Below are 24270 nucleotides of genomic sequence, written 5' to 3'. Positions count from 1 at the left end.
CCTCCGAAGAGGCTCTCGACGCCCCGCTCAGCCCGCCGGATCTCTCCGACGAACCGGGGCCTGCTACTGGGCGCTCCGGTACCTACCCAGGCGGGACTCACACCCGCTGGCCTGATCCAGCTTTCAGGACGCACCACCGCTCCAGCCTACGCGGGAGGGCCACCGGGTTGCCGGGCGCCGATCGCGCACGGCCGTCTCGCAGACCTTTCGCGCCCTCGCAGACCGTGCGCCGTCTGCGACGATCGCGACGCTCTGCGACACCCCACAGGGTCTGCGACCGCTGCGGCCGAGGGCGGCGACTCTAGAGGCGCACGTAGAGGCGGAGCGTGACGTAGCCGGTCACGGCCGCGATGCCGGCGCCGATCATCACCAGGATCGGGGAGACCCACAGGATGTCGGACAGCTCGATCGGCGGCACCACCCCGTTGGAGACGATGCCCGACAGCAGCTGGTCGATGAACAGGAACTTGCCGACCAGCAGGCCGGCCGCGGCGATCAACGCACCCACCACGCCCGTCACCACGGCCTCGATGAGGAAGGGCAGCTGGGTGTACCAGCGCGTGGCGCCCACGAGCCGCATCACGCCGACCTCGGTGCGCCGCGTGTACGCCGACACCTGCACCGTGTTGGAGATCAGCAGCAGCGCGGCGATCGCCTGCACCAGCGCGAGCGCGAACGTCACGTTGCGCACACCGCCGAGGAAGTCGAACAGCTTGGCGACGACCTCGCGCTGGTCGATCACGTTGCGCACGCCGACCTGGTCGGTCATCGCCTGCTGCACGGCCGCGGCCCCGGCCTCCTGGTCGCCCAGGCGCACCCGCAGCGTGGCCGGCAGCGACTGCGGCCGCACCACCTCGGCGAGCGACTGCCCCTCGAACAGCTCCAGGTACCGCTCGTAGGCCTGCTGCTGGCTCTCGAACCGCACCGACTCGACGAGCGGCGAGCTCTCCAGCGTGGCCCGCAGCCCGGAGCAGATGGGCTGGCTGCAGTCGGTGTCGGCCGCGGAGACGTCGGCGGTGAGTGCCACCTGCACCTCGACGCGGTCGCTGTAGAGCTCCTCGGTGCGGTCGATCGTGCGCACGGCGAGCAGGCCGGTGCCGACCAGCCCGAGCGAGATCGCGGTGGTCAGCACCATCGCGATCGTCATCGTCACGTTGCGGCGCAGGCCGGTGAAGACCTCCCGGACGACGAAGTCGCTTCTCATCTGGCCTCCGCGGGACCGGGTGCGTCGGCGTGCCTCATGTCAGCGCCCCACCCCGTAGACGCCGCGGGCCTCGTCGCGCACGACGTGGCCCAGGTCCAGCTCCACGACGCGGCGGCGCATGGAGTCGACGATCGAGTGGTCGTGGGTGGCCATCACGACCGTGGTGCCCGTGCGATTGATCCGCTCCAGCAGCAACATGATGTCCTGGCTCGTGTCCGGGTCCAGGTTGCCCGTGGGCTCGTCGGCGAGCAGCACCAGCGGCCGGTTGACGAACGCGCGCGCGATCGCGACGCGCTGCTGCTCGCCGCCGGAGAGCTCGTGGGGCAGGCGGTCGGCCTTGCCGCCCAGCCCGACCAGGTCGAGCACCTCGGGCACGACCTTCCGGATGGTGCCGGCCGGCTTGCCGATCACTTCCAGCGCGAACGCCACGTTCTCGCCGACGGTCTTGTTGGGCAGCAGCCGGAAGTCCTGGAAGACGCAGCCGATGCGCTGGCGCAGCTTCGGTACCCGGCGCCGGGGCAGCTTCGCCACGTTCATGTCGGAGACGAAGATGTCGCCGCGGGTGGGCACGTCCTCGCGCAGCAGCAGCCGCAGGAACGTCGACTTGCCCGAGCCCGACGGGCCGATGAGGAAGACGAACTCCCCCCTCTCGACCGTCACCGTCACCCGGTCCAGCGCCGGGCGCGTGGACGTCTTGTACATCTTGGTGACGCGTTCGAGGCGGATCACGCGCGGCACGTTACCGAGGTGGATCGGTGGTACCGGCACGCGACCCGCCCCCTCGGCGCTCCACAGCGCCCGCTGGACGGGTTCGCCCCGGATGCCGGCGGGTACCACCGTGCCGCGCAGGCCGTCTCCGGACCGGCACCGGGCCTGGGCACCGGGCCTGGGCCAGGGCGGGCACGACCGGTCCTGTCACGCACGACCGGTCCCGTCACGCACGGTCCGTCACAGCGGGACACGGTCCTTCGCGGCGGACACCGCGGGCACGGCCGGGCGACGCGGGCGGCCGCGGCCTCGTCGGCGCACGGAGCCTCGCGAGCCTCCCGGGTGCTGGGCGGGCACTGGGCGGGGTGTGCGGAACGAACCCCGCCCCGCCATGATCGACGGCCGGGAACCGTCAACGCGCCGGGACACGGCCGGCCGTTCCCAACCGACGATCACGCCGGTCAGCCCCCGGTCAGCCCTCCCGATGATCGACGAACCGGAACCGTCAACGCGCCGGGCCACACCCAGCGGTTCCCGGACGACGATCACCGGACGCACCCGAACGGGCCCGCGGACATGATCGACGGATCGGAACCCTCAACGCGCCGGAGCACGCCTCCCGGTTCCGTACCGATGATCTCCACCACCCGGAGCGGCTTCGGCCACGGCGCCGGACCGGTCCCGCCCCCACTGCGGTGGGCGCCGGATCAGTCGGTGGCCGTGGCCTCGTTGCGCCGCCAGCGGATGCCGGCCTCGATGAAGCCGTCGATGCCGCCGTCGAGCACCGCGCTCGGGTTGTTGACCTCGTAGTTCGTGCGCAGGTCCTTGACCATCTGGTACGGGTGCAGCACGTAGGAGCGCATCTGGTTGCCGAACGAGGCGTCGCCGGTGTCCTTGAGCGAGTCCATCAACGCCCGCTCCTCCTCCTTGCGCCGCACCAGGAGCTTGGCCTGCAGCACCATCATCGCCGCGGCCTTGTTCTGGATCTGGCTGCGCTCGTTCTGGCAGGACACGACGATGCCGGTGGGCAGGTGGGTCAGGCGCACGGCGGAGTCGGTGGTGTTGACGCCCTGCCCGCCCGGCCCCGAGGACCGGTAGACGTCGACGCGCAGGTCCTTCTCGTCGATCTCGACGTGGTCGCTGGTCTCGACCACCGGCGTGACCTCCACCGCGGCGAAGGAGGTCTGGCGGCGGCCCTGGTTGTCGAACGGCGAGATGCGGACGAGCCGGTGCGTGCCCTGCTCGACCGACAGCGTGCCGTAGGCGTAGGGCGTGTGGACGGCGAACGTGGCCGACCGGATGCCCGCCTCCTCCGCGTAGGAGGTGTCGTAGACGTCGACGCCGTAGCCGTGCTGCTCCGCCCAGCGCAGGTACATGCGCATCAACATCTCGGCGAAGTCCGCGGCGTCGATGCCACCCTGACCGGACCGGATCGTCACCAGTGCCTCGCGCTGGTCGTACTCGCCGGACAGCAGCGTGCGCACCTCCAGCGCCTCGATCTCGGCGCGCAGCTTGGTCCGCTCGGTCTCGGCCTCGGCGAGCGCGCCCTCGTCCTTCTCGTCGAGGGCCAGCTCGTAGAGCAGCGGCATGTCGTCGAGGCGGCGGCGGAGCTCCTCCAGGCGGCGCACGTCACCGGTGGCGTAGGCCAGCCGGCTGGTGACCTGCTGCGCGACCTCGGTGTCGTTCCACAGGTCGGGCTGCCCGGCCTGGTCCTCCAGGTCGGCGATCTCGGCCCGCAGCCGGGGCAGGTCCGTGACCGCCTCGATGCTCTCCAGGGTGGCGGAGAGTTCCTTCAGGTCCGCGGCGACGTCGGGGTTCACAACGATCCAGGGTACGCGGGCGGCCTATGCCTGCCCGACGGCGTCCAGCAGCCGCAGCATCGCGCGGGTGTGGGCGACGACGAAGTCGGCGGTGGCCTTCCGGTACGGGTCCTTCTCGCCCCGCGCGGCGGCCCGCGCCGTGCCGAGCCGCTCGGCGTAGGCCGTCCGGCTCGCGTCGACGAGCTCCGCGCGCTGGGTCGGGGTGAGCGAGCCCGCGTGCAGCAGGCGCAGCACCAGCGGACTGCGGACCGCGTCGCTGGCCCCGCCGGAACGCAGCCACGCGGTGAACGACCGGCGACCCGCCGCGGTGATCGCGTACTGCTGCGACGACCGCGCGCCCAGCCTGCCCTTCTTCAGCAGCCCGGCCTCCGCCATGGCGGGCAGCTCGCGGTACACCTGGCTGCGGGTCACCGCGAAGAACGACCCCAGCTCCGTCCCCGCCGCGGCCACCAGCTGCCCGCCGGTCATCGGACCGTCGTGCAGCAGCCCGAGCAGGGCCGCGGCGGTGGCGTTGACGGGGCGGGCTCGCGCGGGCGGCATCACCCCACGGTGCCATCCCGCGGCCCGGCCCGCACTCCACAGTGGTCGGTGGCGAGGGACGGACCGCTCGTCGACCTCAGCCGAGCAGGCTCGACCCGGGCAACACGACCGCGGTCGGGACGGTCACCGCGCACCGCGCGAGTCGCCGCACCGCGGCGGCCCGGCCGGCGGGCGCGGCGGCCGGGAGCGCGTACGCCTCGGCGGCGTCGAGCGCGACGTCGTAGCCGAGGTCGCGCAGGCTCGCGGCGGTCATCCGGGACAGCGGGTTGCCTGCCTCGGAGATGAACCCGCTCATCAGCTCGTCGGCGAACACCGACTCCCGCCAGTGCCCCTCCGCGGTGCCCGGCCCACCGGTGTTCTCCACCGGCACGTCCCCGGACCCGCCGAGCGCGCCCCACTCCGCCACCGCGCCCGCCCCGGTGAACGTGGGGTCGCCCGAGCCGGAGCCCGCGAGCAGGCCCTTGGCCTCCCAGAGCGTGCCGATGCCCAGGACGTGACCCATCTCGTGGGCGATGACGTCGTCGAGGCTGCCGTCGGCCTGCAGCGCGGCCAGGTCGGCGGAGTCGAACGTCATCTCCCCGCGCGCGGGGAGCAGCGCCGCCACCCCGGCCGACTCCGGGCGCAGGTGGGTGGGCCCGGCCTGCCCGAGCACCTGCCCGGTTCCGTCGATGTCCGCGCCCTCGGCGACGATCAGCACGTCGTCGATCGTCTCGCCGTCGACGACCACGGACGGCAGGTCGCCGACGATCACCTGCGACCAGCGGTCGGCGGCCGAGGCGAACGCGGCGCGCTGCCGGTCCGAGAGCCCTCCGGTGAACCGGACCTCGATGGTGAACGGCGACTCCGCGACGGCCTGCGCCGCGTGTCCGGAACGGGAGAGGTAGTGATCAGCAGCCGGCACGGATCGATCAGAGCACAACCGTCGGTGGCGCGCGCCACGGGGCAGGCTCTCACGAAGTGCGTAGTGGTGTCGGAGCACCGCTACGCACTCACGGGCCGATCGTCAGCTCCGCGATCCGGGCCCGGTGCGCGTCGCCGTCGCCGTACTGGCCGGCCAGGCGCTTGGCGCGCTTGTAGAAGAAGTGCGCCTCGTGCTCCCAGGTGTACCCGATGCCGCCGTGGTACTGGATCATCGCGGCGGTGGCGTCGAACGCCGCGTCGCTCGCCTTCGCCTTGGCCACGGCGACGGCGAGGTCGGCCCCGTCGAGGCCCGCGTCCACCGCGTGCGCGGCGTAGAGCACGGCGTGCTCGGCCAGCGTGACGGCCACGTGCAGGTCGGCCAGCGCGTGCTTGATCGCCTGGAACGAGCCGATGGGCACCCCGAACTGCTGGCGCTCGCGGTCGTAGGCCACGGTCCGGGTGATCGCCTCGCGGGCGATCCCGGCGAGGTCGGCGGCCACGAGCACGGTGGCGCGGGCCGCCACGTCGGCGATGACCGCGGGTGTCGCCCCGGGCAACGCCTCCCCCGCGCCGACCTCGACCGAGGCGAGCCTGGTGGTGCCGTCGTAGGAGCCCTGCGGGGTGGCCGAGGACGGCTCCACCAGCACGAGCCCGTCACCGGAGCGCGCGACGAGCACCGTGGCCACCGCGCCGTACTCGACGGTGGTCAGGGTTCCGGGGGCGGCGCCGCGCAGGGTGAACGCGCCGACCGCGGCACCGGTGGACAGCCGCGGCAGCCACGCGGCCTGCTGCTCGGGTGACCCCGCGAGGCGGATCGCCTCCGCCGCGAGGACGGTGCCGCGCCACGGGCCGGGCGCGACCCCCGCCCCGAGCGCCCTGGCGATGACCTGGGCGTCGACGAGCCCGAGACCGAGGCCGTCGTGCTCCTCGGGAACGGTGACGGCCAGCCAGCCCTGCTCGGCCGCGGCCTTCCACAGCGACGCCGGGTGACCGTCGCCGGAGACGTCCTCGACCACGCCCCGCACGGCGTCGAGATCGAAGCGCTCGGCGAGGTAGGAACGGACCGCGGCGTCGAACTCGCGCTGGTCGGAATCGAGTGCGAAGAACATGACCGGCCCCTATCGCGGAAGGCCGAGCACGCGCTCGGCGGTGACGGTGCGCTGTACCTGCGAGGAACCGCCCCAGATCGTGACCGACCGGGACCACATGGCCTGGGCGTGCAGCGGGCGGAGATCGACACCGTCGACCGAGTCCAGGGTGGCGTCCTCGCCCAGGATCTCGTCGAACACCTCCCACAGGTCCTGGCTGGGCTCCGACCAGATCAGCTTGGTCATCGACGCCTCGAAACCGAGGTCGCGGCCCTGCTCCACCTGCGTCTGGACGTGCATCGCGTGGTAGCGCAGGCACTCCAGGTCGGTCAGGACCTTCGCCAGCTTCCCGCGGATCACCGGGTCGGAGTCCCGCCCGAGCTGCCGCGCGACCTCGACGATCTCGTCGTACTGGCGGCGGAACTCGGTGTACTGCGCGATCCCCGACGCCCCGCGCTCGAAGGACAGCAGCAGCATCGCGGTGCGCCAGCCCTCGCCGATCTCGCCGAGCACGTCGGTGGCCGGCACGCGCGCGTCGTCGAAGAACACCTCGCCGAACTCGCTCGCCCCGCTCATCTGCTTGAGCGGCCGGGCGTCCACGCCGTCCTGGTGCATGTCGATGAGCAGCATCGAGATCCCGCGGTGCTTCTGGCTGCCCGCCTCGGTGCGCACCAGCGTGAAGATCTTGTCGCCGTGCATGGCGTTGGTGGTCCACACCTTCTGCCCGTTGACGACGAAGTCGTCGCCGTCGCGCACGCCCTTGCAGGACAGGGCCGCGAGGTCGGACCCCGCGCCGGGCTCGGAGAAGCCCTGGCACCAGATCACCTCGTTGCGCAGCATCGGGCCGATGATCTCCTTGCGCTGGGCCTCGGTGCCGATCGCCATCACGGTGGGCGCGAGGAAGGTCAGGCCCAGCGGGTTGACGGTGCGCGGGGCGCGCGCCAGCACCGTCTCCACGTCGTAGATGGCCTTCATGCCGGGGGTGCCGCCGCGACCGCCGTACTCGGTGGGCCACTGGATGCCGGCGAACCCGGCGAGGGCCTTGTCGCGCTCCCAGTCACGGCGCAGCCGGAAGCTCTCGTCGTCGTCGAGAGACTCCCAGAAGCCCGGACGCGTCCACTCGTCGGGGATGTTCGCCCGTAGCCAGGACCGGAGCTCGCTGCGGAACTCCTCCTCGGCTGCGGTGTAGGTCAGATCCATGGCACGGCCTCCTCGCGCGGTGTCACCCACCTTGGCATACCGGGTAGTAACCTCGCAGGGCCCATGTGTGGGGACCGCGATCACGGGTACTCTCCGCGCATGCGCAGCGAGCGTGTGACGGTGAACCTCCCGGCCGAGCTGGTGGCCGAGGCGCGTGGCGCGGTACGGCGCGGCGCGGCACCCAGCATGTCCGCCTACATCGCCGAGGCCGTGGCCGCGCGCCAGGTCCGGGAACGGACCCTGGCCACCCTCGAGGACCTCTACGGCGGCCCACCGCCGTCCGACGAGCTGGACGAGGCCCGGCGCACGCTGCGGCTCGCGCCGCCCGCAGCGGCGGTCTGAGCGCCCGATGGGTTACTCAGAGTGATCGGCGGGCGGGTTCTCGACTCCACGGCCCTCGTCGCCTTCGCCACCGGGCGTCCGGTGTACGTGCGCGCGCTGGTCTGGGCCGCGGTGGAGGCCAACATCATCCTGGCGGTGCCCAGCGCCGCGCTCGGCCGCGCCTGGTCGATGCTCGAACCCGAGCACCACGCCGCCCTGGGCGTGCTGCTCGACCTGCCGATCACCGTGATCGACCAGCTCGACCCGCGCGCAGCCCAGGAGTCGGGGATCATGCTCGCCGCGGCGGGCACCGACGATCTCGCGGCGGGCCAGGTGGCGCTCAGCGCCCGTCGCCGGGGGTGGCCCGCGGTCACGGGCGAACCCTGGTACCTGCGCAAGGTCGACGCCGCGGTGACGATCGAAGAACTGCCGTAGCGGGTCCGTGCGCTGCCCGGGTCAGCCGGGCGTCGTGAGGCGGGTGCGGAGCTGGGCCAGCTCGACGTCGTCCAGGCCGTTCGCTGCCAGCCAGCCCGCCGCGCCGCCGGTGCCGTTCGTTCCGTACTCCCCGTCCAGGTGGGCCAGCACCGCGTCCATGGCCTCGGCACGCGGCAGGTGCGGGGTCAGGTCGGCGGGCATCTCGATGCCGGCCGCCGTGGTCCAGCGCCGGAACATCGCCTCCACCTGCTCGGCGGAGAGCGCGTAGTCCTCGACGACGGCCGCGCGCTCGACGCCCACCGCGTCGAGGACCAGCGCCACCAACGTGCCGGTGCGGTCCTTGCCCGCGGCGCAGTGCACCAGCGCCGGGCCCGCATCGGGCGCGGCGAGGTGCTTCACCGCCTGCACGACGTTGGTGGGGTGGTCGCCGAGGTAGCCGAGGTAGTTGCGCAGCAGCGGATCGGTGTCGTCGCCGGTCTCCGGGAGGTACTCGCGGCTCTCACCGATGAAGGTCAGTGCGACGGTCTCGACACCGGCCGCGGCCACCGGCGTCGGCCCGTCGCGGTCGATCTCCCGCGGCGTGCGCAGGTCCAGCACCAGCCGCAGCCCGAACCCGTCGACGAGCGCAGCGACGTCCGCGGCCGTGGCGTGGTGCAGCGACGCGCTGCGCAGCAGCACCCCGGTGCGGGTGACGCCGCCGTCGCGCAGGGGCAGGCCGCCGACGTCGCGGACGTTGTCCAGACCCTCGAACGTGAGCCATCGGTTCATACGGTGTACTCACGAGTCTCGTCGATCACTGCGACCACGCTACAGCCGGAGGCCCGTGTGGACGACCACATCCCGGTGGGCACCGGGTTCGACCGGCTCGCCGACGCCGACCCGGACGCGGTCGCGCTGCACGCCCCGGACGGCCCGGTCACGCGGGCCGAGCTGGCCGCCGCGTCCAGCAGGGCGGCGCGCCAGTTCGCCGATCTCGGCGCCGGCCAGGACGACCTGGTGACGATCGGGCTCGGCAACGGGGCCGCGTTCTACGCCGCCGTGCTCGGGGCGTGGAAGCTGGGCGCGGTGCCGCAGCCGGTGTCGGCGAAGCTGCCGGCCGCGGAGCTCGCCGCGCTGGTGGAGATCGCGGACCCGCCGCTCGTCGTCGGCCTGGAGGCGGCCGACCGGCCGTGGCTGCCCCCGCACTGGACCCCGGACCCGGCGCTGTCCCCCGACCCGCTGCCCCCGGCCCTGCCACCGAGCTGGAAGGCGCCGACCTCGGGCGGCAGCACCGGCCGTCCGAAGATCATCGTGGCGGGCAACGCGGGATGGCTGGACCAGGTCACCCTGCGGGCCGAGCGCCTGCGGATCGGCGGTCCGGGCGACGTCTTCGCCGTGACCGCACCGCTATACCACAACGCGCCGTTCATGTTCTCGCTGATCGCGCTGCTGCGCGGCTGCCCGCTGCTGGTGCTCGATCGCTTCGACGGCGCCCATGTGCTCGACGCCGTCGTCGCGCACCGCGTGCACTGGCTCTACGCCGTGCCGACGCTCATGGGCCGCATCCTGCGGCTGCCGCCCGAGGTCCGCGCGGCCGCGGACCTGTCGAGCGTGCGGACGCTGCTGCACGTGGGCGCGCCCTGCCCCGAGCCGGTCAAGCGCGCCTGGATCGACTGGCTCGGGCCCGAGCGGGTCATGGAGCTGTACGCGGGCACCGAGTCGCTGGCCGTCTGCATGATCGACGGCGTCGAGTGGCTCGCCCACCCCGGGTCGGTCGGGCGGCCGGTGTCGGGCGAGATGCGCATCGCCGACGCCCACGGGAACCCGCTGCCGGCGGGCGAGATCGGCGAGGTGTGGATGCGCCCACCGCCCGACGCCACGCCGTACCACTACCTCGGCGCCGAGTCGCGCTTCGTCGACGGCTGGGAGTCCATCGGTGATCTCGGTCGCATGGACGCCGACGGCTACCTCTACCTCGCCGACCGCCGCAGCGACCTGATCCTCGTCGGCGGCTCCAACGTCTACCCGGCCGAGGTGGAGGCGGCGCTGGCCGAGCACCCCCAGGTGCTGTCGTCCTGCGTGATCGGCCTGCCCGACGACGACCTCGGCGCGCGCGTGCACGCCATCGTGCAGCTGGACTCCGACGTGCCCGACGCCGATCTGCACTCCCACGTCGCCGCCCGCCTGACCCCGATCAAGGTGCCGAGCACCTGGGAGCGGGTGGCGGAGCCGCTCCGCGAGGACACCGGCAAGATCCGCCGCTCCGCCCTGCGCGCCGCGCGCCTCCCCCGGTAGCCCGCAGCGCGGCCGGTCGGCGCGCACAGCGCGGCCCGTCGCGCTGTGAGCGGTCCGTTACACGGTGGCCATCGCGTCGAATTCGATTCCGACTCGTTACTCCATATGGTCCATTCGTCCTCGCTCCCCTGCCTCCGTTCGGAGTAATGCATGCCCACGTCCCGTCGCCGGCTTCGCTACACCGCCGCAGCCGCGTTCACCGCTCTGGCGGTTGCGGTCCCGATCGCCCTCACCGCAGGTTCCGCGGCCGCCCTCCCCGAGGACGCGCTGCCCGGCGACCCCGAACTCTCGGACTACTCGGCCCCGGTCTCCGACGACGAGGTCACGGTCACCCCGATCGACTTCGAGGTGTCCAACCAGCTCGAGCCCGGCTCGTCCTACACCCTGCGCGGCTTCCTCTACGAGCCCGCGGGCCAGGAGGGCTGCCGGACCTCGATCCTGCAGGCCAACCACGCGCTGACCACCGGTGCCTGGTACTGGGACATCCCCTTCGAGCAGGACCGCTACTCGATCGCCCGCAAGATCGTCAAGGAGTCCGGGATCTCGTTCCTGGCCCTGAACAAGCTCGGCTACGGCCAGCCGGACCACCCCTACCGCTCCTCGGACCGCCCCGACGGCTACACCGTCACGGTCGAGGCGCTGGCCGACGCCAGCCACCAGGTCACCCAGCAGCTGCGCGCCGACGGCTACGACCACGTCGGGCTGATCGGGCACTCCGCAGGCAGCGAGGAGTCCGAGATCCAGGCCGGGCTCTACCAGGACGTGGACGCCCTGATCCTGTCCGGGTTCACCCACCTCGCCACCGAGCGGTTCACCGTCCAGATCGCGACGAAGGAGGTGCCGCGCACGCTCACCGACGACTACCCGTTCTTCTTCGGTGACCACGAGACCCGCGACAGCTTCCTGTTCACCGAGATGGCCGACCCGGAGCTCGTCCAGGCGCTGCACCCGCTGGTGAACGAGACCCCGGCCGGGGAGATCCTCTCGATCGGCCCGCAGCCCTCTCGCGCCCTCGCGCCGCTGATCGACGTTCCGGTGCTCACCCTGATCGCCGAGGACGACGAGATCTTCAACGCCGCGGGCGCCCCCGTCGACGAGGCGACGTTCCTGAGCAGCGACGACGTCACGTTCAACAGCTACCCGGGCATCGGGCACGGCGTGGAGTTCCACCGCAACGGCTCCGAGATCACCCAGGACGTCGCGGACTGGATCAGCGCCCGCCCCGACGCGCTACCGGCCTGCGGCTGACACCTCGGCTGACACCTCGGCGGCACACGCAGGCCCCGACACGGTCACCCGGATACCCCGACTCGCGGAGCACACCCGCGAGTCGGGGTACCCGGGCGGGCGAGTCGGGGTCTGCGGGCGTCCGGCTCAGGCACCGCCGACGGGGGTGCGGCGCAGCATCGGCGGCAGCAGGCGGGCACCGGAGCCGCCCTCGGCCACCCGGTCGCCGGGGTTGTACAGCCGGCAGCGGGCCAGCGAGAGGCAGCCACAGCCGATGCAGGAGTCCAGCCCGTCGCGCAGCGCCGCCAGCGCGTCGATCTGCTCGTCGAGCCGGCCCCGCCAGGCCCGCGACAGCCGGGTCCAGTCCGCCTTCGTCGGGGTGCGGCCGCCGGGCAGCCGGTCCAGCCCCTCGCGCACCTCGTCGAGCGGCACGCCGATCGCGCGCGCCGCGCGGATGAACGCCAGGCGGCGCAGCACCGAGCGCTCGTAGCGCCGCTGCCCGCCCGACGTGCGCGTGGTGCGCAGCAGCCCCTCACGCTCGTAGAACCGCAGCGCCGACGGTGCGAACCCGCTGCGGTGCGCGACGTCGCCGATGGTCAACAGATCCCGCGCGTCCACTCCTCCTCCTCCCTTGACCTGAAGCTGACTTCAGGTTGCACGGTAGGCGCATGACCCCCGATCTCGCCATCGTCACCGGCGCCGGGCAGGGCTTCGGCCTGGCGCTGGCCACCGCACTCGCCGCGCGCGGCACCACGGTGCTCGCCACCGGCCGCGACGCCGACCGCCTCCGCGCCGCCACCGCCGACCTGCCCGCCGTGGTGGCCGTGCCCGGTGACGTCACCGATCCCGCGCACCGCGCCGAGCTCGTCGCCACCGCCCGCAGGCTCGGCGGGCTCGACCTGCTCGTGCACAACGCCGGTGAGCTCGGCCCGGCACCGCTCCCGGCGCTCGCGGCCTACCCCGTCGACGCGCTGCGCGCCGTGCTGGAGAGCACGGTGCTCGCCCCGCTCGCCCTGACCCAGCTCGCCCTGCCGCTGCTGCGCGAGTCCGCCGCCCCGGCGATCATCACCCTGAGCTCGGACGCCGCCGTCGAGGCCTACGAGGGCTGGGGAGGCTACGGTGCCGCGAAGGCCGCGCTCGACCACCTCGCCGCCGTGCTCGGGGTCGAGGAACCGCTCATCCGGGTGCACGCCGTCGACCCCGGCGACATGCGCACCGCGATGCACCAGCGCGCCCACCCCGGCGAGGACATCTCCGACCGGCCCGAACCGCACACCGCGGTCCCGGCCTTCCTGCGCCTGATCGACGAACGCCCGCCCAGCGGCCGCCACCGCGCCGCCGAACTGGCCCCGGTGGTGTCGTGAGAGCCGCCCCGGTCACCCGGTTCACCGTCGGCCCCTCGGCCACGGAGCCTCCCGAGGCCCGCGGGACCGCCCGCGACGGGATCCGGCTGATGGTGGCCGCGGACGGCCACCCTGTCCGCCACCGCCGGTTCCCCGACCTGCCCGCGGCACTGTCCGAGGGCGACCTGGTCGTCGTCAACACCTCCGACACCGAGCCCGCCGCTGTCCCCGGCCGCCGGGTCGACGGGCGGCCGGTGCTGCTGCACGTCTCGGGCCCCGCCCGCCCGGCACCCACCTCCTCGGCCGGCGGGTCGCACGCCGCCCCCGCAGCCTCCGGGACGCTCGTCGAGCTGCGCACGCCGGACGGCCACCGCGTCGCCGACGCCGTGGCCGGCGAGACCCTGTCCCTGCCGGCCGGTGTCGTGGCCACCCTGTCGGCCGGGTACCCCGACGCCGGGGTCCGCACCGGCAGCAGGCTGTGGCGCGCCGCGATCCCCGTCGAGGGCGGGGTGCGGTCCTGGCTCGCCGCGGTCGGCGACCCGATCCGCTACTCCTACGTGCCGCGACGCTGGCCCCTGGCCGACTACCGCACCGTGTTCGCCGCCCCCGTACCCGGCGAGTTCGGGAGCGCCGAGATGCCGAGCGCCGGACGCCCGTTCACCACGGCCGTGCTCGACGGGCTGCGCGCGCGGGGCATCGGCGTCGCGGAGATCGTGCTGCACACCGGTGTCTCCTCCCCGGAGGCCGACGAGGTGCCCCTGCCCGAGCGCTACCGGGTGCCCGCCGCCACCGCCGCGGCGGTCGCCGCGGCGCGCGCCCGCGGCGGGCGGGTCGTCGCCGTCGGCACCACCGTCACCCGCGCCCTGGAGACGGCCGCGGACCCCGATGGCACCGTGCGGGCGGCCCGGGGCTGGACCGACCTGGTGCTGGGCCCCGACCACCCGGCCCGGATCGTCGACGGCCTGGTGACGGGCTGGCACGAACCGGGCGCCTCGCACCTGCTGCTCCTGGAGGCCGTGGCCGGTGCGGAGCTCGTCGGGCGCGCGTACGCCGCGGCCGACGAACGGGACTACCGCTGGCACGAGTTCGGCGACTCCTGCCTCCTCCTGCCCTCGCGGACCGTCACTCGTCGCGCTCGGTGACCGCTGGTCGCAGCCGCTCGGCACAACCAGGGAGACGCGCCGACCGATGAACGGCAGCCGAGCTGCGCCGACAGGTCGTGTCCCGCCTTGTCCCGGTGCATCGCGGTCTCGTAAGGTCCTGCCTCAGCGTTACGAACCGATCTCGACCACGTGGGCCGGAGCTCCCCAATCCGGCCCACCCCGGACCCCCGACCGGGCGTCGAGATCGGTTCGCTCCCCCGAGCGCTGAGAGGTTGGTTCGTGGCCGGACACCGTTCCCCGCACGGCTCCCGCGCGCCACGGCGCGCCGCCGGACCGGCGCGGCACCACGCCGCCGACCGTCCGGCACCGTCGGCGCCCTCCCTGCGGAACACCGTCGTCGCCACTGCGGCAGCGGTCGGAGCGGTCGCCACGGGCACGTTCACCGCGCTGCTGCCCACGCCGGGAGACGCCACGACCGAGGCCGGCGCGGAGACCCTGGACGGCGCGCTGCTGTCCTCCAGCGCCGCACTCGTCGAGTTGCCCACCGAGCTGCCCACCGAGACGACCGCCGTGCTCTCCCCCGTCTCCTACGATGGCACCGACACGGCCGACGCCGCCGCCATCGCCGACCTCGCCCTGCTCGACAAGGCGGCCGTCATGGCCGAGGAGCTCGCCGCGCAGCGGGCCGAGGAGCAGCGCATCGCTGCCGAGCGAGCCGAGCTGGACGCGCTGATCGCCGAGGGTGGCGTCGACGGCTGGATCGCCGAGGCGCTCGACGTCATGGGGCTGCCGCAGTCGCTCGCCCCGGCCGTCAAGAAGATCATCATGGCCGAGTCCGGCGGCAACCCCCGCGCGATCAACGACTGGGACTCCAACGCCCGCGCCGGCACCCCGTCGCAGGGCCTCATGCAGACGATCCCCTCCACGTTCGCCCACTACGTGCACCCGGACCTCGCCGGCGAATCGATCACGCACCCCATCGCCAACATCACCGCAGGGGTCCGCTACATGATCGACACCTATGGCATGGACACCCTCGAGGCCGGCGGTCGCACGAACTCCGCAGGCTCGTACGTCGGCTACTGACCGTCGATCACCGGCCGGGCGCGTCGCCCGGCCACCGCGACGACGTCCCCGGCCCGTAGCTGCGCTCCACGACGGGTCTCCTCGCGGCCGTTCACCTGCACCTGCCCGGACTCGAGCAGGGCCTTCGCGTGGCTCCCGTCCTCCGCCATTCCGGCGAGCTTGAGGAACTGGCCGAGCCGGATGGGCTCGCCGGTCAGCGGGACGTCGTCGATGGGGGTTCGGGACACCGGCCCATCGTGCCCGGGGCGCCGGCCGGACGGGCACCGAGGTCCCCGCCCGGCGCCCGGCGTGGACGGCGGGTCCACGGGGACCGACGATGGGGCGACAGGATCAGCCGTCCGGGCATCCGAGGGGCAGGGCAGGGCAGGGCAGCACATGGGCCGCGACGTCGAGCACACCGTCTTCACCCGCGAGGACCGCCGCCGGTTCCGCGACAAGATCCGTCGCTGCCTCGACGCGCTGGACGCCATGCTGCGGGACGCGCAGTTCGAGTTCGAGCGGCCGCTGACGGGCATGGAGATCGAGCTCAACCTCGTCGACGACGTCGGCGAGCCCGCGAACGTCAACGCGCAGGTGCTCGAGCTGCTCGCCGATCCGGACTTCCAGACCGAGATGGGCCGGTTCAACGTGGAGATCAACATGGCCCCTCGCGAGATCCGCGGCACGGGCCTGGCCGAGTTCGAGGCGGCCGTGCGGTCCAGCCTCAACGCCGCCGACGAGCGGGCGCGGCTCGAGGGCGGCCGGCTGGTGATGACCGGCATGCTCCCGACGCTCATGCCCCGCCACGTCGGCATCGACGCGCTGAGCGCCAACCCGCGCTATGCCGTGCTGAACGACCAGATCTTCGCCGCGCGGGGTGAGGACATGGCGCTGTCCATCGACGGCGTGGAGCAGCTGCGGACCTACACCGACTCGATCACACCCGAGGCCGCGTGCACGAGCGTGCAGCTGCACCTGCAGGTCTCCCCCGCAGAGTTCGCGGCGTACTGGAACGCCGCGCAGGCCGTCTCCGGGGTGCAGCTCGCGCTGGGCGCGAACTCCCCGTTCCTGTTCGGCACGCAGCTGTGGCGCGAGACGCGCATCCCGCTGTTCGAGCAGGTCACCGACACCCGTCCGCAGGAGCTCAAGGAGCAGGGCGTGCGGCCCCGGGTGTGGTTCGGCGAGCGGTGGATCACCTCGGTGTTCGACCTGTTCGAGGAGAACGCCCGCTACTTTCCCGCGCTGCTGCCCGTCTGCGAGGACGACGACCCGATGGCCGTGCTCGACGCGGGCGGCGTGCCGCGGCTGGAGGAGCTGTCGCTGCACAACGGCACGGTGTACCGCTGGAACCGGCCGATCTACGCCGTCGTCGACGGGCGGCCGCACCTGCGCGTGGAGAACCGGGTGCTGCCGGCCGGGCCGACGGTCGTCGACACCATGGCCAACGCCGCGTTCTACTACGGCCTGGTGCGCGCGCTCGCCGACCAGGAGCGGCCGTTGTGGTCGCAGATGTCGTTCTCGGCGGCCGAGGAGAATTTCCACAGCGGCGCCCGCCACGGCATCGACGCCGGCCTGTACTGGCCCGGGCTCGGGCCGGCGCCCGCCACCGAGCTGGTGCTGCGGCGGCTGCTGCCGCTGGCGCACGCGGGCCTGGACGCCTGGGGCGTTGCGGCGACCGAGCGCGACCGGCTCCTCGGCGTCATCGAGGGCCGCTGCGTCACCGGCGTCAACGGCGCCGCGTGGCAGGCGTCCACCGTGCACGAGCTGGAGGGAGGTGGCATGAGCCGTATCGAGGCGCTGCACGAGATGCTGCGCCGCTACGTGACGAACATGCACTCGAACCGGCCCGTGCACACCTGGGCCCACGAGTAGCCCAGGCGGACCCTGTCGCCGGTCGTAGGCTGACCGGCACGCGCGACGACGGGAGGCCGACATGGCCGGGACGACGACGTCCGACGGGACGGTGGCCGACGAGACGGTGGCCGAGGTGCTCGCCGAGCTGGCGGCACTGGAGGATCCCAGGACCCGCCAGGTGAACGAGAAGCACGGTGACGACCACGGGGTGAACCTCGGGAACTCCGTGCGGTCGCCAAGCGGCTCACGACCCAGCACGAGCTCGCCCGACAGCTGTGGGCCACCGACGACACCGCGGCCCGGCTCGTCGCGCTCCTGATCTGCCGTCCGAAGGCGTTCGACCGCGACGAGCTCGACGGCATGCTGCGCCGGGTACGCCGCCGCCACGAGGGGTGAGCGGCGACTTCTGCGCGTCCCGTTCGAACCTGCGATCTCGGGATCGAGGCGGCCGGGGCCGGTCCCGGCCGTCGCAGGCCCGGTCTTCCTGGACGGCGGCCGGGGTCTTGCCCGCCGCGGGCCCGACCGGCGCTGGCGACACGTGGGCGGATGACGTGGTAGCCGCCGGAGGTCGAGTAGCCGATGGTCACATGCCGGAAACGGCCCTCCGGAAATTCCCGGAGGGCCGTTTCGCCTAGTAGCGGGGGTAGGATTCGAACCTACGACCTCTGGGTTATGAGCCCAGCGAGCTACCGAGCTGCTCCACCCCGCGACGCTGTTGTGCTGTTGTGTCTACGACTGTACACCCGCCCGTCACCCGCTCGCAGCGGGGGTGGACCGGCCCCTCCTGCCGCGTTTCCGCAGATCAGCCGGCCGCCCCGGACGCCGACGCCCCCGTGAACGCGATGTTCACGGGGGCGTCGTCCTTCGAGACGTGCGTCTCAGCCGCCGGTGCCTGCGCCCTGGGCCGCCTGGAACTGCTCGACGGCGGCGTCCAGGGCCTGGAGCGCCGTGCCGACCTCACCCAGATCACCGCTGCGGTTGGCGGCCTCGAGCTGGTCGATCGCGGCCTGGATGCCCTGCGCGGCCGCCGCCAGGTCCGGTGCCGCCCCCGGATCGACATTCGGGACCGCGCTTCCCTCGTCCGGCGGTGCCGTGTCGTCGGCGGGTGCCCCGGGAACCTCCGGCACCTCGGCCGCGGCACCCGCCCCGAACACCTGATCCAGCGCGGAGGCCAGGTCGGGGGCGAACCCGACCCGCCCGTTGTAGCTCACGAGCACGCGAGCGAGCTGTGGATAGCTGGAGTCCTCGTTGGCCCGCTGGATGTAGACGGGTTCCACGTAGAGCAGACCCCCGGCCACGGGCAGGGTCAGGAGGTTGCCGTTGATCACCGTGCTCTGGCCGTTGCGGGCCAGCAGGCCGAGCTCCTGGGAGACCTCCGGCGTGCCGACGAACCGGCTCTGCACCTGTTGCGGCCCGAGTTCCTGGGTGTCCGGTGGCAGTTGCAGCAGCGTGATCTGCCCGTAGGTCTCCGGATCCGAGCTCGCCGACATGTAGGCCGACAGGATGTCGCGGTTCTGGAACACCAGCGCGCTGGTCAGCTGGAACCGCGGGTCTCCCGAGGCCGCCCCGCCCGGCTCGCCGGCCAGCAGGTAGTACGGCGGCTGGGCCAGCCCGCCCGTCCCGCCGCCCGCGGGCGTCGGGTCCGAGGGCACGTTCCAGAACGAGACGTTCTGGAAGAACTCGCCCGGGTTGTCCACGTGGTAGCTGGTGAGCAGGTCGCGCTGCACCTTGAACTGGTCCTCGGGGTAGCGCAGGTGCTCGTTGAGGCTCTCGCTGATCGCCGAGCGCGGCTGCACCGTGCCGGGGAAGGTCTTCATCCAGGTCTGCAGGACGGGGTCGGACTCGTCGAACTCGTAGAGGGTGACGGTGCCGTCGTAGGCATCGACGGTGGCCTTCACCGAGTTGCGCAGGTAGCTGACCTCGCGGTCCAGTTCCGGCCGCACGCCCGGCCCCCCCGCGATGGCGTCGGCCGTGGCCTCGCCGAGCTGGGTGCGCTCGGCGTAGGGGTAGTTGGCGAGCGTGGTGTAGCCGTCGACGATCCAGGTGATCCGCCCGTCGACGACGGCCGGGTACGGGTCGCTGTCGGTGGTCAGCCACGGCGCGGCCAGCTCGACCCGGTCCTTGGGGTCGCGCACGTACATGATCTTGGAGTTCTCGTTGATCGAGCTGTTGAACAGGATGTTCCGCTCGCCGTAGTAGGCCGCGAACGCCAGCCGGTTGACGAAGTTGTCCAGCGGCACGCCACCGGCGCCGTCGTAGGTGAACTGCTCGGTGTCGGAGTCGTACTCGACCGGCGGAGCGCCCTCGGGGGCGCCCACGATGGAGTAGCCCTGGATCAGCTCGCCGTAGTAGGTGCGCGGCTGCTCCACCCGCAGGCTCTCCGGGATGAGCTCGCTCATCGAGTTGGTGGTGTCGATGCTGGTGAACCGGGGCAGCCCGCCCTCGCCACCCTGGTCGTCCAGGGCCGCGTTCACCTGATTCGCCGGCGCGACCACGATGCCGTTGCCGTGGGTGTAGACCAGCTGCTGGTTGATCCAGTCGGTCTGGTTGCCCGCGAGACCGGCGGTGTTCAGCTCGCGCAGGCCCAGGATGTAGTCCTGCACGGTGCCGTCGGCGCCCTCGTACCGGTCGATGTCGAGGGTCTCGGGGAAGCCGTAGAACGTGCGGCGCTGCTGCAGCTGGGTGAACGTGTCGGTGAGCTGCGCCGGGTCCAGGATGCGGATGTTGGGGATGGTCGCCGACTCGGCGCGCACCTCGGCCGGCGTGGCCTCGGTCTCGCCGCTGTAGTCGACCTCGGTGACGGTGGCCTCGGTGAGCCCGTAGGCGTCGCGGGTGGCGGCGATGTTGCGCTCGATGGAGAGCGACTCGCGGTCCTGCGCGTTGGGCGCCACCACGAACTGCTGCAGGATCGCCGGCCACGCCGCCCCGACCAGCACGCTCGACAGCACGAGCAGCACCGTGGCGATCGCCGGGAGCTGCAGGTTGTTGCGGAACACCGCCACGAAGAACGCGGCCGCGCAGATCACCGAGATGAACAGCAGGATCAGCTTGGCCGGCATGACCGCGTTGAGGTCGGTGTAGGTGGCGCCGTTGAACAGCGGGTTGCGGTCGGAGAACAGCAGCTCGTAGCGGTCGAGCCAGTAGGCGACGGCCTTGAGCAGCACGAACACGCCCGCGAGGACGGCGAGCTGGGCGCGCGCCGCCCCGGAGACCTGGCCACCCCGGCCGGTGAGCCGGATGCCGCCGAAGATGTAGTGCGTGACCAGCGCGACGATGAAGCTGATCGCGATGCCGGCGAAGAGCCAGTTCAGCAGCAGCCGGTAGAAGGGCAGCTGGAAGGCGTAGAAGCTGACGTCGAGACCGAACTCGGGGTCGACGGTGCCGAACGGCGTGGAGTTGAGGAACTGCTGCACGACCTGCCAGTCGCCCTGGGCGGACAGCCCGGCGATCAGGCCGATGCCGACCGGGATGCCGATGGCGAACAGCCGTAGCCGCTGGATGATCACGGTGCGGTAGCGGGCGATCGGGTCCTCGGGGCCCGACAGCGGCACGAACACCGGCCGCGAGCGGTAGGCGATCCACAGCGACAGCGCCACCAGCCCGCCGATCAGCAGGCCACCCGCGAGGAACTGCACGATCCGGGTGAACAGGATCGTGCTGAACACGCCGCGGAAGTCGACCTCGCCGTACCACAGCCAGTCGATGTAGAAGTTGATGATCCGGGATCCACCGAGCAACAGCAGCACCAACACGCCCGCGACGGCGAGCAGGATCCGGGTGCGGCGGGTCAGCGTCGGGGCTCCCACCGGGGGCCGCATGGCCACGGGACACACTCCAGGGTCGGTCATTAGGTGGCACGAAGCGTGTCCCGCCGCGACCACTCACCGGTCGCCGCAGCCGGCCCGACGGCGCGCCCTGCTCTCCCAACTCTACGAGGGGGGTGTGGGGTTCCCGTGGGGAGGATCGGATCGTGACTTTCGCCGGATTCGCCCGGTTGTCGTCACCCGGCGTCAGCAGGAGGTGACGGGGCGGCCCTCGCGCAGCGCGTCCAGGGCGTCGACCGCGTCCCCCAGCGACGCGACACGCACGAGCTGCAGCCCGTCGGGGGCGGTGGCGGCGGCCTCGGCGCAGTTGCCGTCCGGCACCAGGAAGACCTCGGCGCCGACCTCACGGGCCTTCAGCATCTTGAACGGCACCCCGTCGATCGCGCCGACGGCACCGCCGGGGTCGATCGCTCCGGTCCCGGCGACGAACCGCCCGCCGGTCAGCTCCCCGGGGGTGAGCCGGTCGACCACAGCGAGGGCGAACATCAGCCCCGCCGACGGCCCGCCGATCCCGTTCAGGCTGATGTCGATCTCCCCCTCCTGGGGCTCGACCGTGGGGCGCACGCCGAGGAAGCCCTGCGGGCGGTCGGGACTCGTGCCGAGCACGATGTCCGCCTGCCGCTCGGCGCCCCCGCGCCGGTAGACGATGGTGACGGTCTCGCCGGGGAGCGCCCCGGCGAGCCGCTCGGACACCTCGGCCGCGGTCGCCACCGGCTGCCCGGCCACCGTGACGAGCTCGTCGCCCGCCTCCAGCACACCCACCGCCGGCGAGTCGGGGACGACCCCGCCCACCAGCACCCGCGCCGGCAGCCCGAGCTCGTTCACCGCGGCCGCCACCGCGTTGGCCTCCGACCCCTCGAACTGCGCGGCGTTCTCCGCCTGGATCTCGGCGTCGGAGCGGTCGGAGGGGAACACCGCCTCCCGCGGGATCACCCGTCGGTCCCCCGCGGCCCAGAAGTACAGCGACGTGAACAGCGACAACCGGTCGGTCACCGACACCGTCGTCATGTTGAGCTGACCCGACGTCGGGTACTCCGGGATCCCGTCGACGGAGACGATCTCGGCGTCCTCGTACGTGCCGAGCGTGTCGTAGGTGGGCCCGGGACCGAGCGCGACGTAGGGCACCGGCAGCGTCGCGCCGATCACGCCGAGCGTCAGGGCCAGCAGCGCGGCGGCCACGACGGTCAGCATGCGACGGGTCACGACCGAGCACCCTATGCGGTCGCAGGTGGGAGCCCCGTGGGGCGGTGGCCATGATCGACGGCCGGCGGGCGGCGAGCCGCCGCGGGACCACCCCTCACGGCGAACACCCCCGCGCGCGCGTCGCGCGTACCGTGGACGCCATGAGTGACAAGCCGCCGTTCGGGTTCGGACCCTCCGACCGCGACGACTCGGACCCCGACAGGTCGGGCAGGGGACCTGAGGAGTCGCGCGGGGACGGACCCGTCGACCCCTTCGGCTTCGGGAACCTGCCGGGCATGCCGCCGGGTGGTTTCCCCGGGATGCCCGGCATGGGCGGACCGGGCGGTTTCGACGTCAGCCAGTTGGGCCAGATGCTCACCCAGCTGGGCCAGATGCTCAGCCAGGCCCAGAACAGCGGCGACGGTCCGGTCAACTACGACCTCGCCGCCCAGATGGCCACCCAGAGCCTCGCCGCCACCACGTCGTCGCTGACGGGCACGCAGCGCGCGGCCGTCACCGACGCGGTGAAGCTGGCCGAGCTCTGGCTCGACGCGGCCACCGACTTCCCGGCGGGCGCCACCGAGGTGAAGGCGTGGTCGGCGGCCGAGTGGGTCACCGCGAGCATGCCCACCTGGAAGCGGCTGTGCGATCCGGTGGCGCGGCGGATGTCGGGCGCGTGGACCGACGCGCTGCCCGAGGAGGTCCGCGCCGCCGCGGGTCCGATGATGGCGATGCTCGGCCAGATGGGCGGGCTCGCGTTCGGCACGCAGCTGGGTCAGGGACTCGCGACGCTCGCCGCGGAGGTGCTGACCTCCACCGACATCGGCATCCCCGTGGGTCCCGACCGGGTGGCCGCGCTGCTGCCGGAGAACGTCGACAAGTTCACCCGCGACCTGGACCGTCCGGCGAGCGAGGTGCTGATCTTCCTCGCCGCCCGGGAGGCCGCCCACCAGCGACTGTTCGCGCACGTCGGGTGGCTCAAGGAGCGGCTGCTGCGCACCGTCGAGGAGTACGCCCAGGGCATCACCATCGACACCTCCAAGATCGAGGAGCTGGCCCGGGGCATCGACCCGTCCAACCCGGCCGCGATCCAGGAGGCGATGGGCTCGGGCCTGTTCGAGCCCGAGACCACCCCCGAGCAGCAGGCCGCGCTCGCGCGGCTGGAAACCCTGCTGGCGCTGATCGAGGGCTGGGTGGACGCCGTGGTGGCCGAGGCGCTCGGCGAGCGGATCCCCGGCGCCGAGGCGCTGCGCGAGACGCTGCGCCGTCGCCGGGCGTCCGGCGGGCCTGCCGAGCAGACCTTCGCCACCGTCGTCGGGCTGGAGCTGCGTCCGCGCAGGCTGCGGGCCGCCGCCGAGCTGTGGCGCCTGCTCGGCGAGCAGCGCGGATCCACCGGCCGCGACGCGCTGTGGGCGCACCCGGACCTCATCCCGTCCGCCGACGATCTCGACGACCCGGCCGGGTTCGTGGGCCGCGACGAGATCGGCGACCCGATGGCGGAGCTGGAGAAGCTCGCGAACACCGAGGCACCCGAGGACCCGCAGGAGGGTCCCGGAAAGGAGTAGTCAGACGTCCTCGGCGAGCGGTACGGCATCGGGCTCGGGCTCGTCGCCGTCGGTGCCCACCAGGCCGAGCCCGGCCGCGGCGGAAAGCCCCTCGAGATAGCCCATCGCCCGCTCGGCACGCGGGTAGCGGTGCACCCACCCCCAGAACGTGGCGTCGTGGCCGGGTTCGAGCAGATGGGCCAGCTCGTGCACGAGGACGTAGTCGACGACCCAGCCGGGGGCGTCGCGCAGCCGCTCGCTGATCCGGATCGTGCCGTCCGCCGGGGTGCACGACGCCCACCGGGTGCGCATCGCGGGCACCCAGCGCACGGTGGTGGGCACGGCGAGGCCGTCCAGGTGGCGCCGGTTCAGCTCCAGGCTGCGCCGGCGCAGGGCGTCGTCACCGGTACGGGCCGGGGAGCGGCGCCGCGCCTCGCTGCGCTCCAGGCGCGCGACCATCTCGTCGACCCAGCGCCGCTCCTCGCTCTCGCTCATCCATCCCGGGATGAAGACGATCACCGTGTCGCCCTCGCGCCGAGCGCTCACCATCCGCTTGCGGCGGTCACTGCGCCGGACCTCGACGACCGCGGGTAACGCCATCGGCCCAGATTAGTCCCTGGGGCACGCCCGCAGGCGGG

The 24270-nt window shown here is 72.9% G+C and carries 23 protein-coding genes and 1 tRNA gene; 10 read left to right on the top strand and 14 right to left on the bottom strand.

Going from position 1 to position 24270, the window contains the following annotated elements:
- Positions 1-301 precede the first annotated feature (301 nt).
- The 7 genes from ftsX to Q1K26_RS10095 all read right to left on the bottom strand — a co-directional run bounded on the left by ftsX (position 302) and on the right by Q1K26_RS10095 (position 7460).
- Entirely contained in the window at positions 302-1204 is a 903-nt protein-coding gene (gene ftsX / locus Q1K26_RS10125; protein ID WP_300009501.1) for a permease-like cell division protein FtsX, read from the bottom strand.
- A 39-nt stretch (positions 1205-1243) separates the two neighbouring features.
- Complete coding sequence (ftsE, locus tag Q1K26_RS10120) at positions 1244-1933, bottom strand: cell division ATP-binding protein FtsE (RefSeq protein ID WP_300009498.1); 690 nt, start codon at positions 1931-1933, stop codon at positions 1244-1246.
- Between the two features lie 686 nt (positions 1934-2619).
- A complete protein-coding gene (prfB, locus tag Q1K26_RS10115; RefSeq protein ID WP_300009495.1) occupies positions 2620-3732 on the bottom strand; it encodes a peptide chain release factor 2 in 1113 nt (370 codons plus the stop codon).
- 24 nt (positions 3733-3756) lie between these two features.
- Positions 3757-4272, bottom strand: a complete 516-nt coding sequence (locus Q1K26_RS10110; protein ID WP_300009492.1) for a helix-turn-helix transcriptional regulator — start codon at positions 4270-4272, stop codon at positions 3757-3759.
- 76 nt (positions 4273-4348) lie between these two features.
- A complete protein-coding gene (locus Q1K26_RS10105) occupies positions 4349-5173 on the bottom strand; it encodes a leishmanolysin-related zinc metalloendopeptidase (RefSeq protein WP_300009489.1) in 825 nt (274 codons plus the stop codon).
- An 88-nt stretch (positions 5174-5261) separates the two neighbouring features.
- The gene (locus tag Q1K26_RS10100; protein ID WP_300009486.1) at positions 5262-6281 is read right to left on the bottom strand and encodes an acyl-CoA dehydrogenase family protein; all 1020 of its coding nucleotides are present in this window, start codon (positions 6279-6281) and stop codon (positions 5262-5264) included.
- A gap of 9 nt (positions 6282-6290) precedes the next feature.
- A complete protein-coding gene (locus Q1K26_RS10095) occupies positions 6291-7460 on the bottom strand; it encodes an acyl-CoA dehydrogenase family protein (RefSeq protein WP_300009483.1) in 1170 nt (389 codons plus the stop codon).
- A 99-nt stretch (positions 7461-7559) separates the two neighbouring features.
- On the opposite strand from Q1K26_RS10095, the gene Q1K26_RS10090 reads away from it, so the two are divergent.
- On the top strand, positions 7560-7802 hold the full coding sequence (locus Q1K26_RS10090; protein ID WP_300009481.1) for a hypothetical protein: 243 nt from the start codon (positions 7560-7562) through the stop codon (positions 7800-7802).
- Positions 7803-7823: 21 nt separating this feature from the next.
- Positions 7824-8216 carry a hypothetical protein gene (locus tag Q1K26_RS10085; protein ID WP_300009478.1) on the top strand — a complete coding sequence of 131 codons (393 nt, stop codon included), beginning with the start codon at positions 7824-7826 and terminating at the stop codon, positions 8214-8216.
- A 21-nt stretch (positions 8217-8237) separates the two neighbouring features.
- Here Q1K26_RS10085 and Q1K26_RS10080 read toward each other — a convergent pair whose 3' ends face one another.
- On the bottom strand, positions 8238-8984 hold the full coding sequence (locus tag Q1K26_RS10080) for a tyrosine-protein phosphatase (RefSeq protein ID WP_300009475.1): 747 nt from the start codon (positions 8982-8984) through the stop codon (positions 8238-8240).
- 57 nt (positions 8985-9041) lie between these two features.
- Between Q1K26_RS10080 and Q1K26_RS10075 the strand changes: the two genes are divergently transcribed.
- The gene (locus tag Q1K26_RS10075) at positions 9042-10490 is read left to right on the top strand and encodes an AMP-binding protein (protein WP_300009472.1); all 1449 of its coding nucleotides are present in this window, start codon (positions 9042-9044) and stop codon (positions 10488-10490) included.
- A gap of 150 nt (positions 10491-10640) precedes the next feature.
- Positions 10641-11738 (top strand): hypothetical protein, encoded by a 1098-nt coding sequence (locus tag Q1K26_RS10070; RefSeq protein ID WP_300009469.1) that lies wholly within the window; start codon positions 10641-10643, stop codon positions 11736-11738.
- 126 nt (positions 11739-11864) lie between these two features.
- On the opposite strand, the gene soxR is transcribed toward Q1K26_RS10070, so the two are convergent.
- On the bottom strand, positions 11865-12335 hold the full coding sequence (gene soxR, locus Q1K26_RS10065; RefSeq protein WP_300009466.1) for a redox-sensitive transcriptional activator SoxR: 471 nt from the start codon (positions 12333-12335) through the stop codon (positions 11865-11867).
- A 50-nt stretch (positions 12336-12385) separates the two neighbouring features.
- On the opposite strand from soxR, the gene Q1K26_RS10060 reads away from it, so the two are divergent.
- The 3 genes from Q1K26_RS10060 to Q1K26_RS10050 all read left to right on the top strand — a co-directional run bounded on the left by Q1K26_RS10060 (position 12386) and on the right by Q1K26_RS10050 (position 15249).
- Entirely contained in the window at positions 12386-13081 is a 696-nt protein-coding gene (locus Q1K26_RS10060) for an SDR family oxidoreductase (RefSeq protein WP_300009463.1), read from the top strand.
- Positions 13078-14202, top strand: coding sequence for an S-adenosylmethionine:tRNA ribosyltransferase-isomerase (locus Q1K26_RS10055; protein ID WP_300009460.1), 1125 nt, complete (start codon positions 13078-13080; stop codon positions 14200-14202). The genes Q1K26_RS10060 and Q1K26_RS10055 overlap by 4 nt, the downstream gene beginning before the upstream one ends.
- A 240-nt stretch (positions 14203-14442) precedes the next feature.
- Positions 14443-15249 carry a transglycosylase SLT domain-containing protein gene (locus tag Q1K26_RS10050; protein WP_300009457.1) on the top strand — a complete coding sequence of 269 codons (807 nt, stop codon included), beginning with the start codon at positions 14443-14445 and terminating at the stop codon, positions 15247-15249.
- Here Q1K26_RS10050 and Q1K26_RS10045 read toward each other — a convergent pair.
- Positions 15243-15476, bottom strand: a complete 234-nt coding sequence (locus tag Q1K26_RS10045; protein WP_300009454.1) for an RNA-binding S4 domain-containing protein — start codon at positions 15474-15476, stop codon at positions 15243-15245. The two genes, Q1K26_RS10050 and Q1K26_RS10045, sit on opposite strands and share 7 nt — an antisense overlap.
- Before the next feature lie 148 nt (positions 15477-15624).
- Between Q1K26_RS10045 and Q1K26_RS10040 the strand changes: the two genes are divergently transcribed.
- Positions 15625-17100, top strand: coding sequence for a glutamate-cysteine ligase family protein (locus tag Q1K26_RS10040; RefSeq protein WP_300009451.1), 1476 nt, complete (start codon positions 15625-15627; stop codon positions 17098-17100).
- 61 nt (positions 17101-17161) lie between these two features.
- Complete coding sequence (locus Q1K26_RS10035; protein WP_363320456.1) at positions 17162-17401, top strand: hypothetical protein; 240 nt, start codon at positions 17162-17164, stop codon at positions 17399-17401.
- A 316-nt stretch (positions 17402-17717) separates the two neighbouring features.
- Here the strand turns inward: Q1K26_RS10035 and Q1K26_RS10030 are convergent.
- The 3 genes from Q1K26_RS10030 to Q1K26_RS10020 all read right to left on the bottom strand — a co-directional run bounded on the left by Q1K26_RS10030 (position 17718) and on the right by Q1K26_RS10020 (position 22109).
- A tRNA-Met gene (locus Q1K26_RS10030) sits at positions 17718-17791 on the bottom strand.
- A gap of 169 nt (positions 17792-17960) precedes the next feature.
- A complete protein-coding gene (locus tag Q1K26_RS10025; protein WP_300009506.1) occupies positions 17961-20900 on the bottom strand; it encodes a UPF0182 family protein in 2940 nt (979 codons plus the stop codon).
- A gap of 192 nt (positions 20901-21092) precedes the next feature.
- The gene (locus Q1K26_RS10020; RefSeq protein WP_300009448.1) at positions 21093-22109 is read right to left on the bottom strand and encodes a PDZ domain-containing protein; all 1017 of its coding nucleotides are present in this window, start codon (positions 22107-22109) and stop codon (positions 21093-21095) included.
- Positions 22110-22249: 140 nt separating this feature from the next.
- On the opposite strand from Q1K26_RS10020, the gene Q1K26_RS10015 reads away from it, so the two are divergent.
- Positions 22250-23653, top strand: coding sequence for a zinc-dependent metalloprotease (locus Q1K26_RS10015; RefSeq protein ID WP_300009445.1), 1404 nt, complete (start codon positions 22250-22252; stop codon positions 23651-23653).
- Here Q1K26_RS10015 and Q1K26_RS10010 read toward each other — a convergent pair whose 3' ends face one another.
- A complete protein-coding gene (locus tag Q1K26_RS10010) occupies positions 23654-24232 on the bottom strand; it encodes a YgjP-like metallopeptidase domain-containing protein (RefSeq protein WP_300009443.1) in 579 nt (192 codons plus the stop codon).
- Positions 24233-24270: the final 38 nt, after the last annotated feature.

Source organism: Pseudonocardia sp. (assembly GCF_029263155.1).
In the GTDB taxonomy this organism is placed as follows: domain Bacteria; phylum Actinomycetota; class Actinomycetes; order Mycobacteriales; family Pseudonocardiaceae; genus Pseudonocardia.
Note: the sequence above shows the minus strand (reverse complement) of the source record. Positions and strands in the feature narration are given on the sequence as shown.

Bases quoted from the DNA above. Each gene is read 5' to 3' on its own strand.
- Q1K26_RS10090 (WP_300009481.1), top strand. From the start codon at position 7,560: ATGCGCAGCGAGCGTGTGACGGTGAACCTCCCGGCCGAGCTGGTGGCC.
- Q1K26_RS10100 (WP_300009486.1), bottom strand. From the start codon at position 6,281: ATGTTCTTCGCACTCGATTCCGACCAGCGCGAGTTCGACGCCGCGGTC.
- Q1K26_RS10095 (WP_300009483.1), bottom strand. From the start codon at position 7,460: ATGGATCTGACCTACACCGCAGCCGAGGAGGAGTTCCGCAGCGAGCTC.
- Q1K26_RS10070 (WP_300009469.1), top strand. From the start codon at position 10,641: ATGCCCACGTCCCGTCGCCGGCTTCGCTACACCGCCGCAGCCGCGTTC.
- Q1K26_RS10010 (WP_300009443.1), bottom strand. From the start codon at position 24,232: ATGGCGTTACCCGCGGTCGTCGAGGTCCGGCGCAGTGACCGCCGCAAG.
- Q1K26_RS10025 (WP_300009506.1), bottom strand. From the start codon at position 20,900: ATGCGGCCCCCGGTGGGAGCCCCGACGCTGACCCGCCGCACCCGGATC.
- Q1K26_RS10110 (WP_300009492.1), bottom strand. From the start codon at position 4,272: ATGCCGCCCGCGCGAGCCCGCCCCGTCAACGCCACCGCCGCGGCCCTG.
- Q1K26_RS10015 (WP_300009445.1), top strand. From the start codon at position 22,250: ATGAGTGACAAGCCGCCGTTCGGGTTCGGACCCTCCGACCGCGACGAC.
- Q1K26_RS10060 (WP_300009463.1), top strand. From the start codon at position 12,386: ATGACCCCCGATCTCGCCATCGTCACCGGCGCCGGGCAGGGCTTCGGC.
- ftsX (WP_300009501.1), bottom strand. From the start codon at position 1,204: ATGAGAAGCGACTTCGTCGTCCGGGAGGTCTTCACCGGCCTGCGCCGC.
- Q1K26_RS10080 (WP_300009475.1), bottom strand. From the start codon at position 8,984: ATGAACCGATGGCTCACGTTCGAGGGTCTGGACAACGTCCGCGACGTC.
- Q1K26_RS10040 (WP_300009451.1), top strand. From the start codon at position 15,625: ATGGGCCGCGACGTCGAGCACACCGTCTTCACCCGCGAGGACCGCCGC.
- Q1K26_RS10035 (WP_363320456.1), top strand. From the start codon at position 17,162: ATGGCCGGGACGACGACGTCCGACGGGACGGTGGCCGACGAGACGGTG.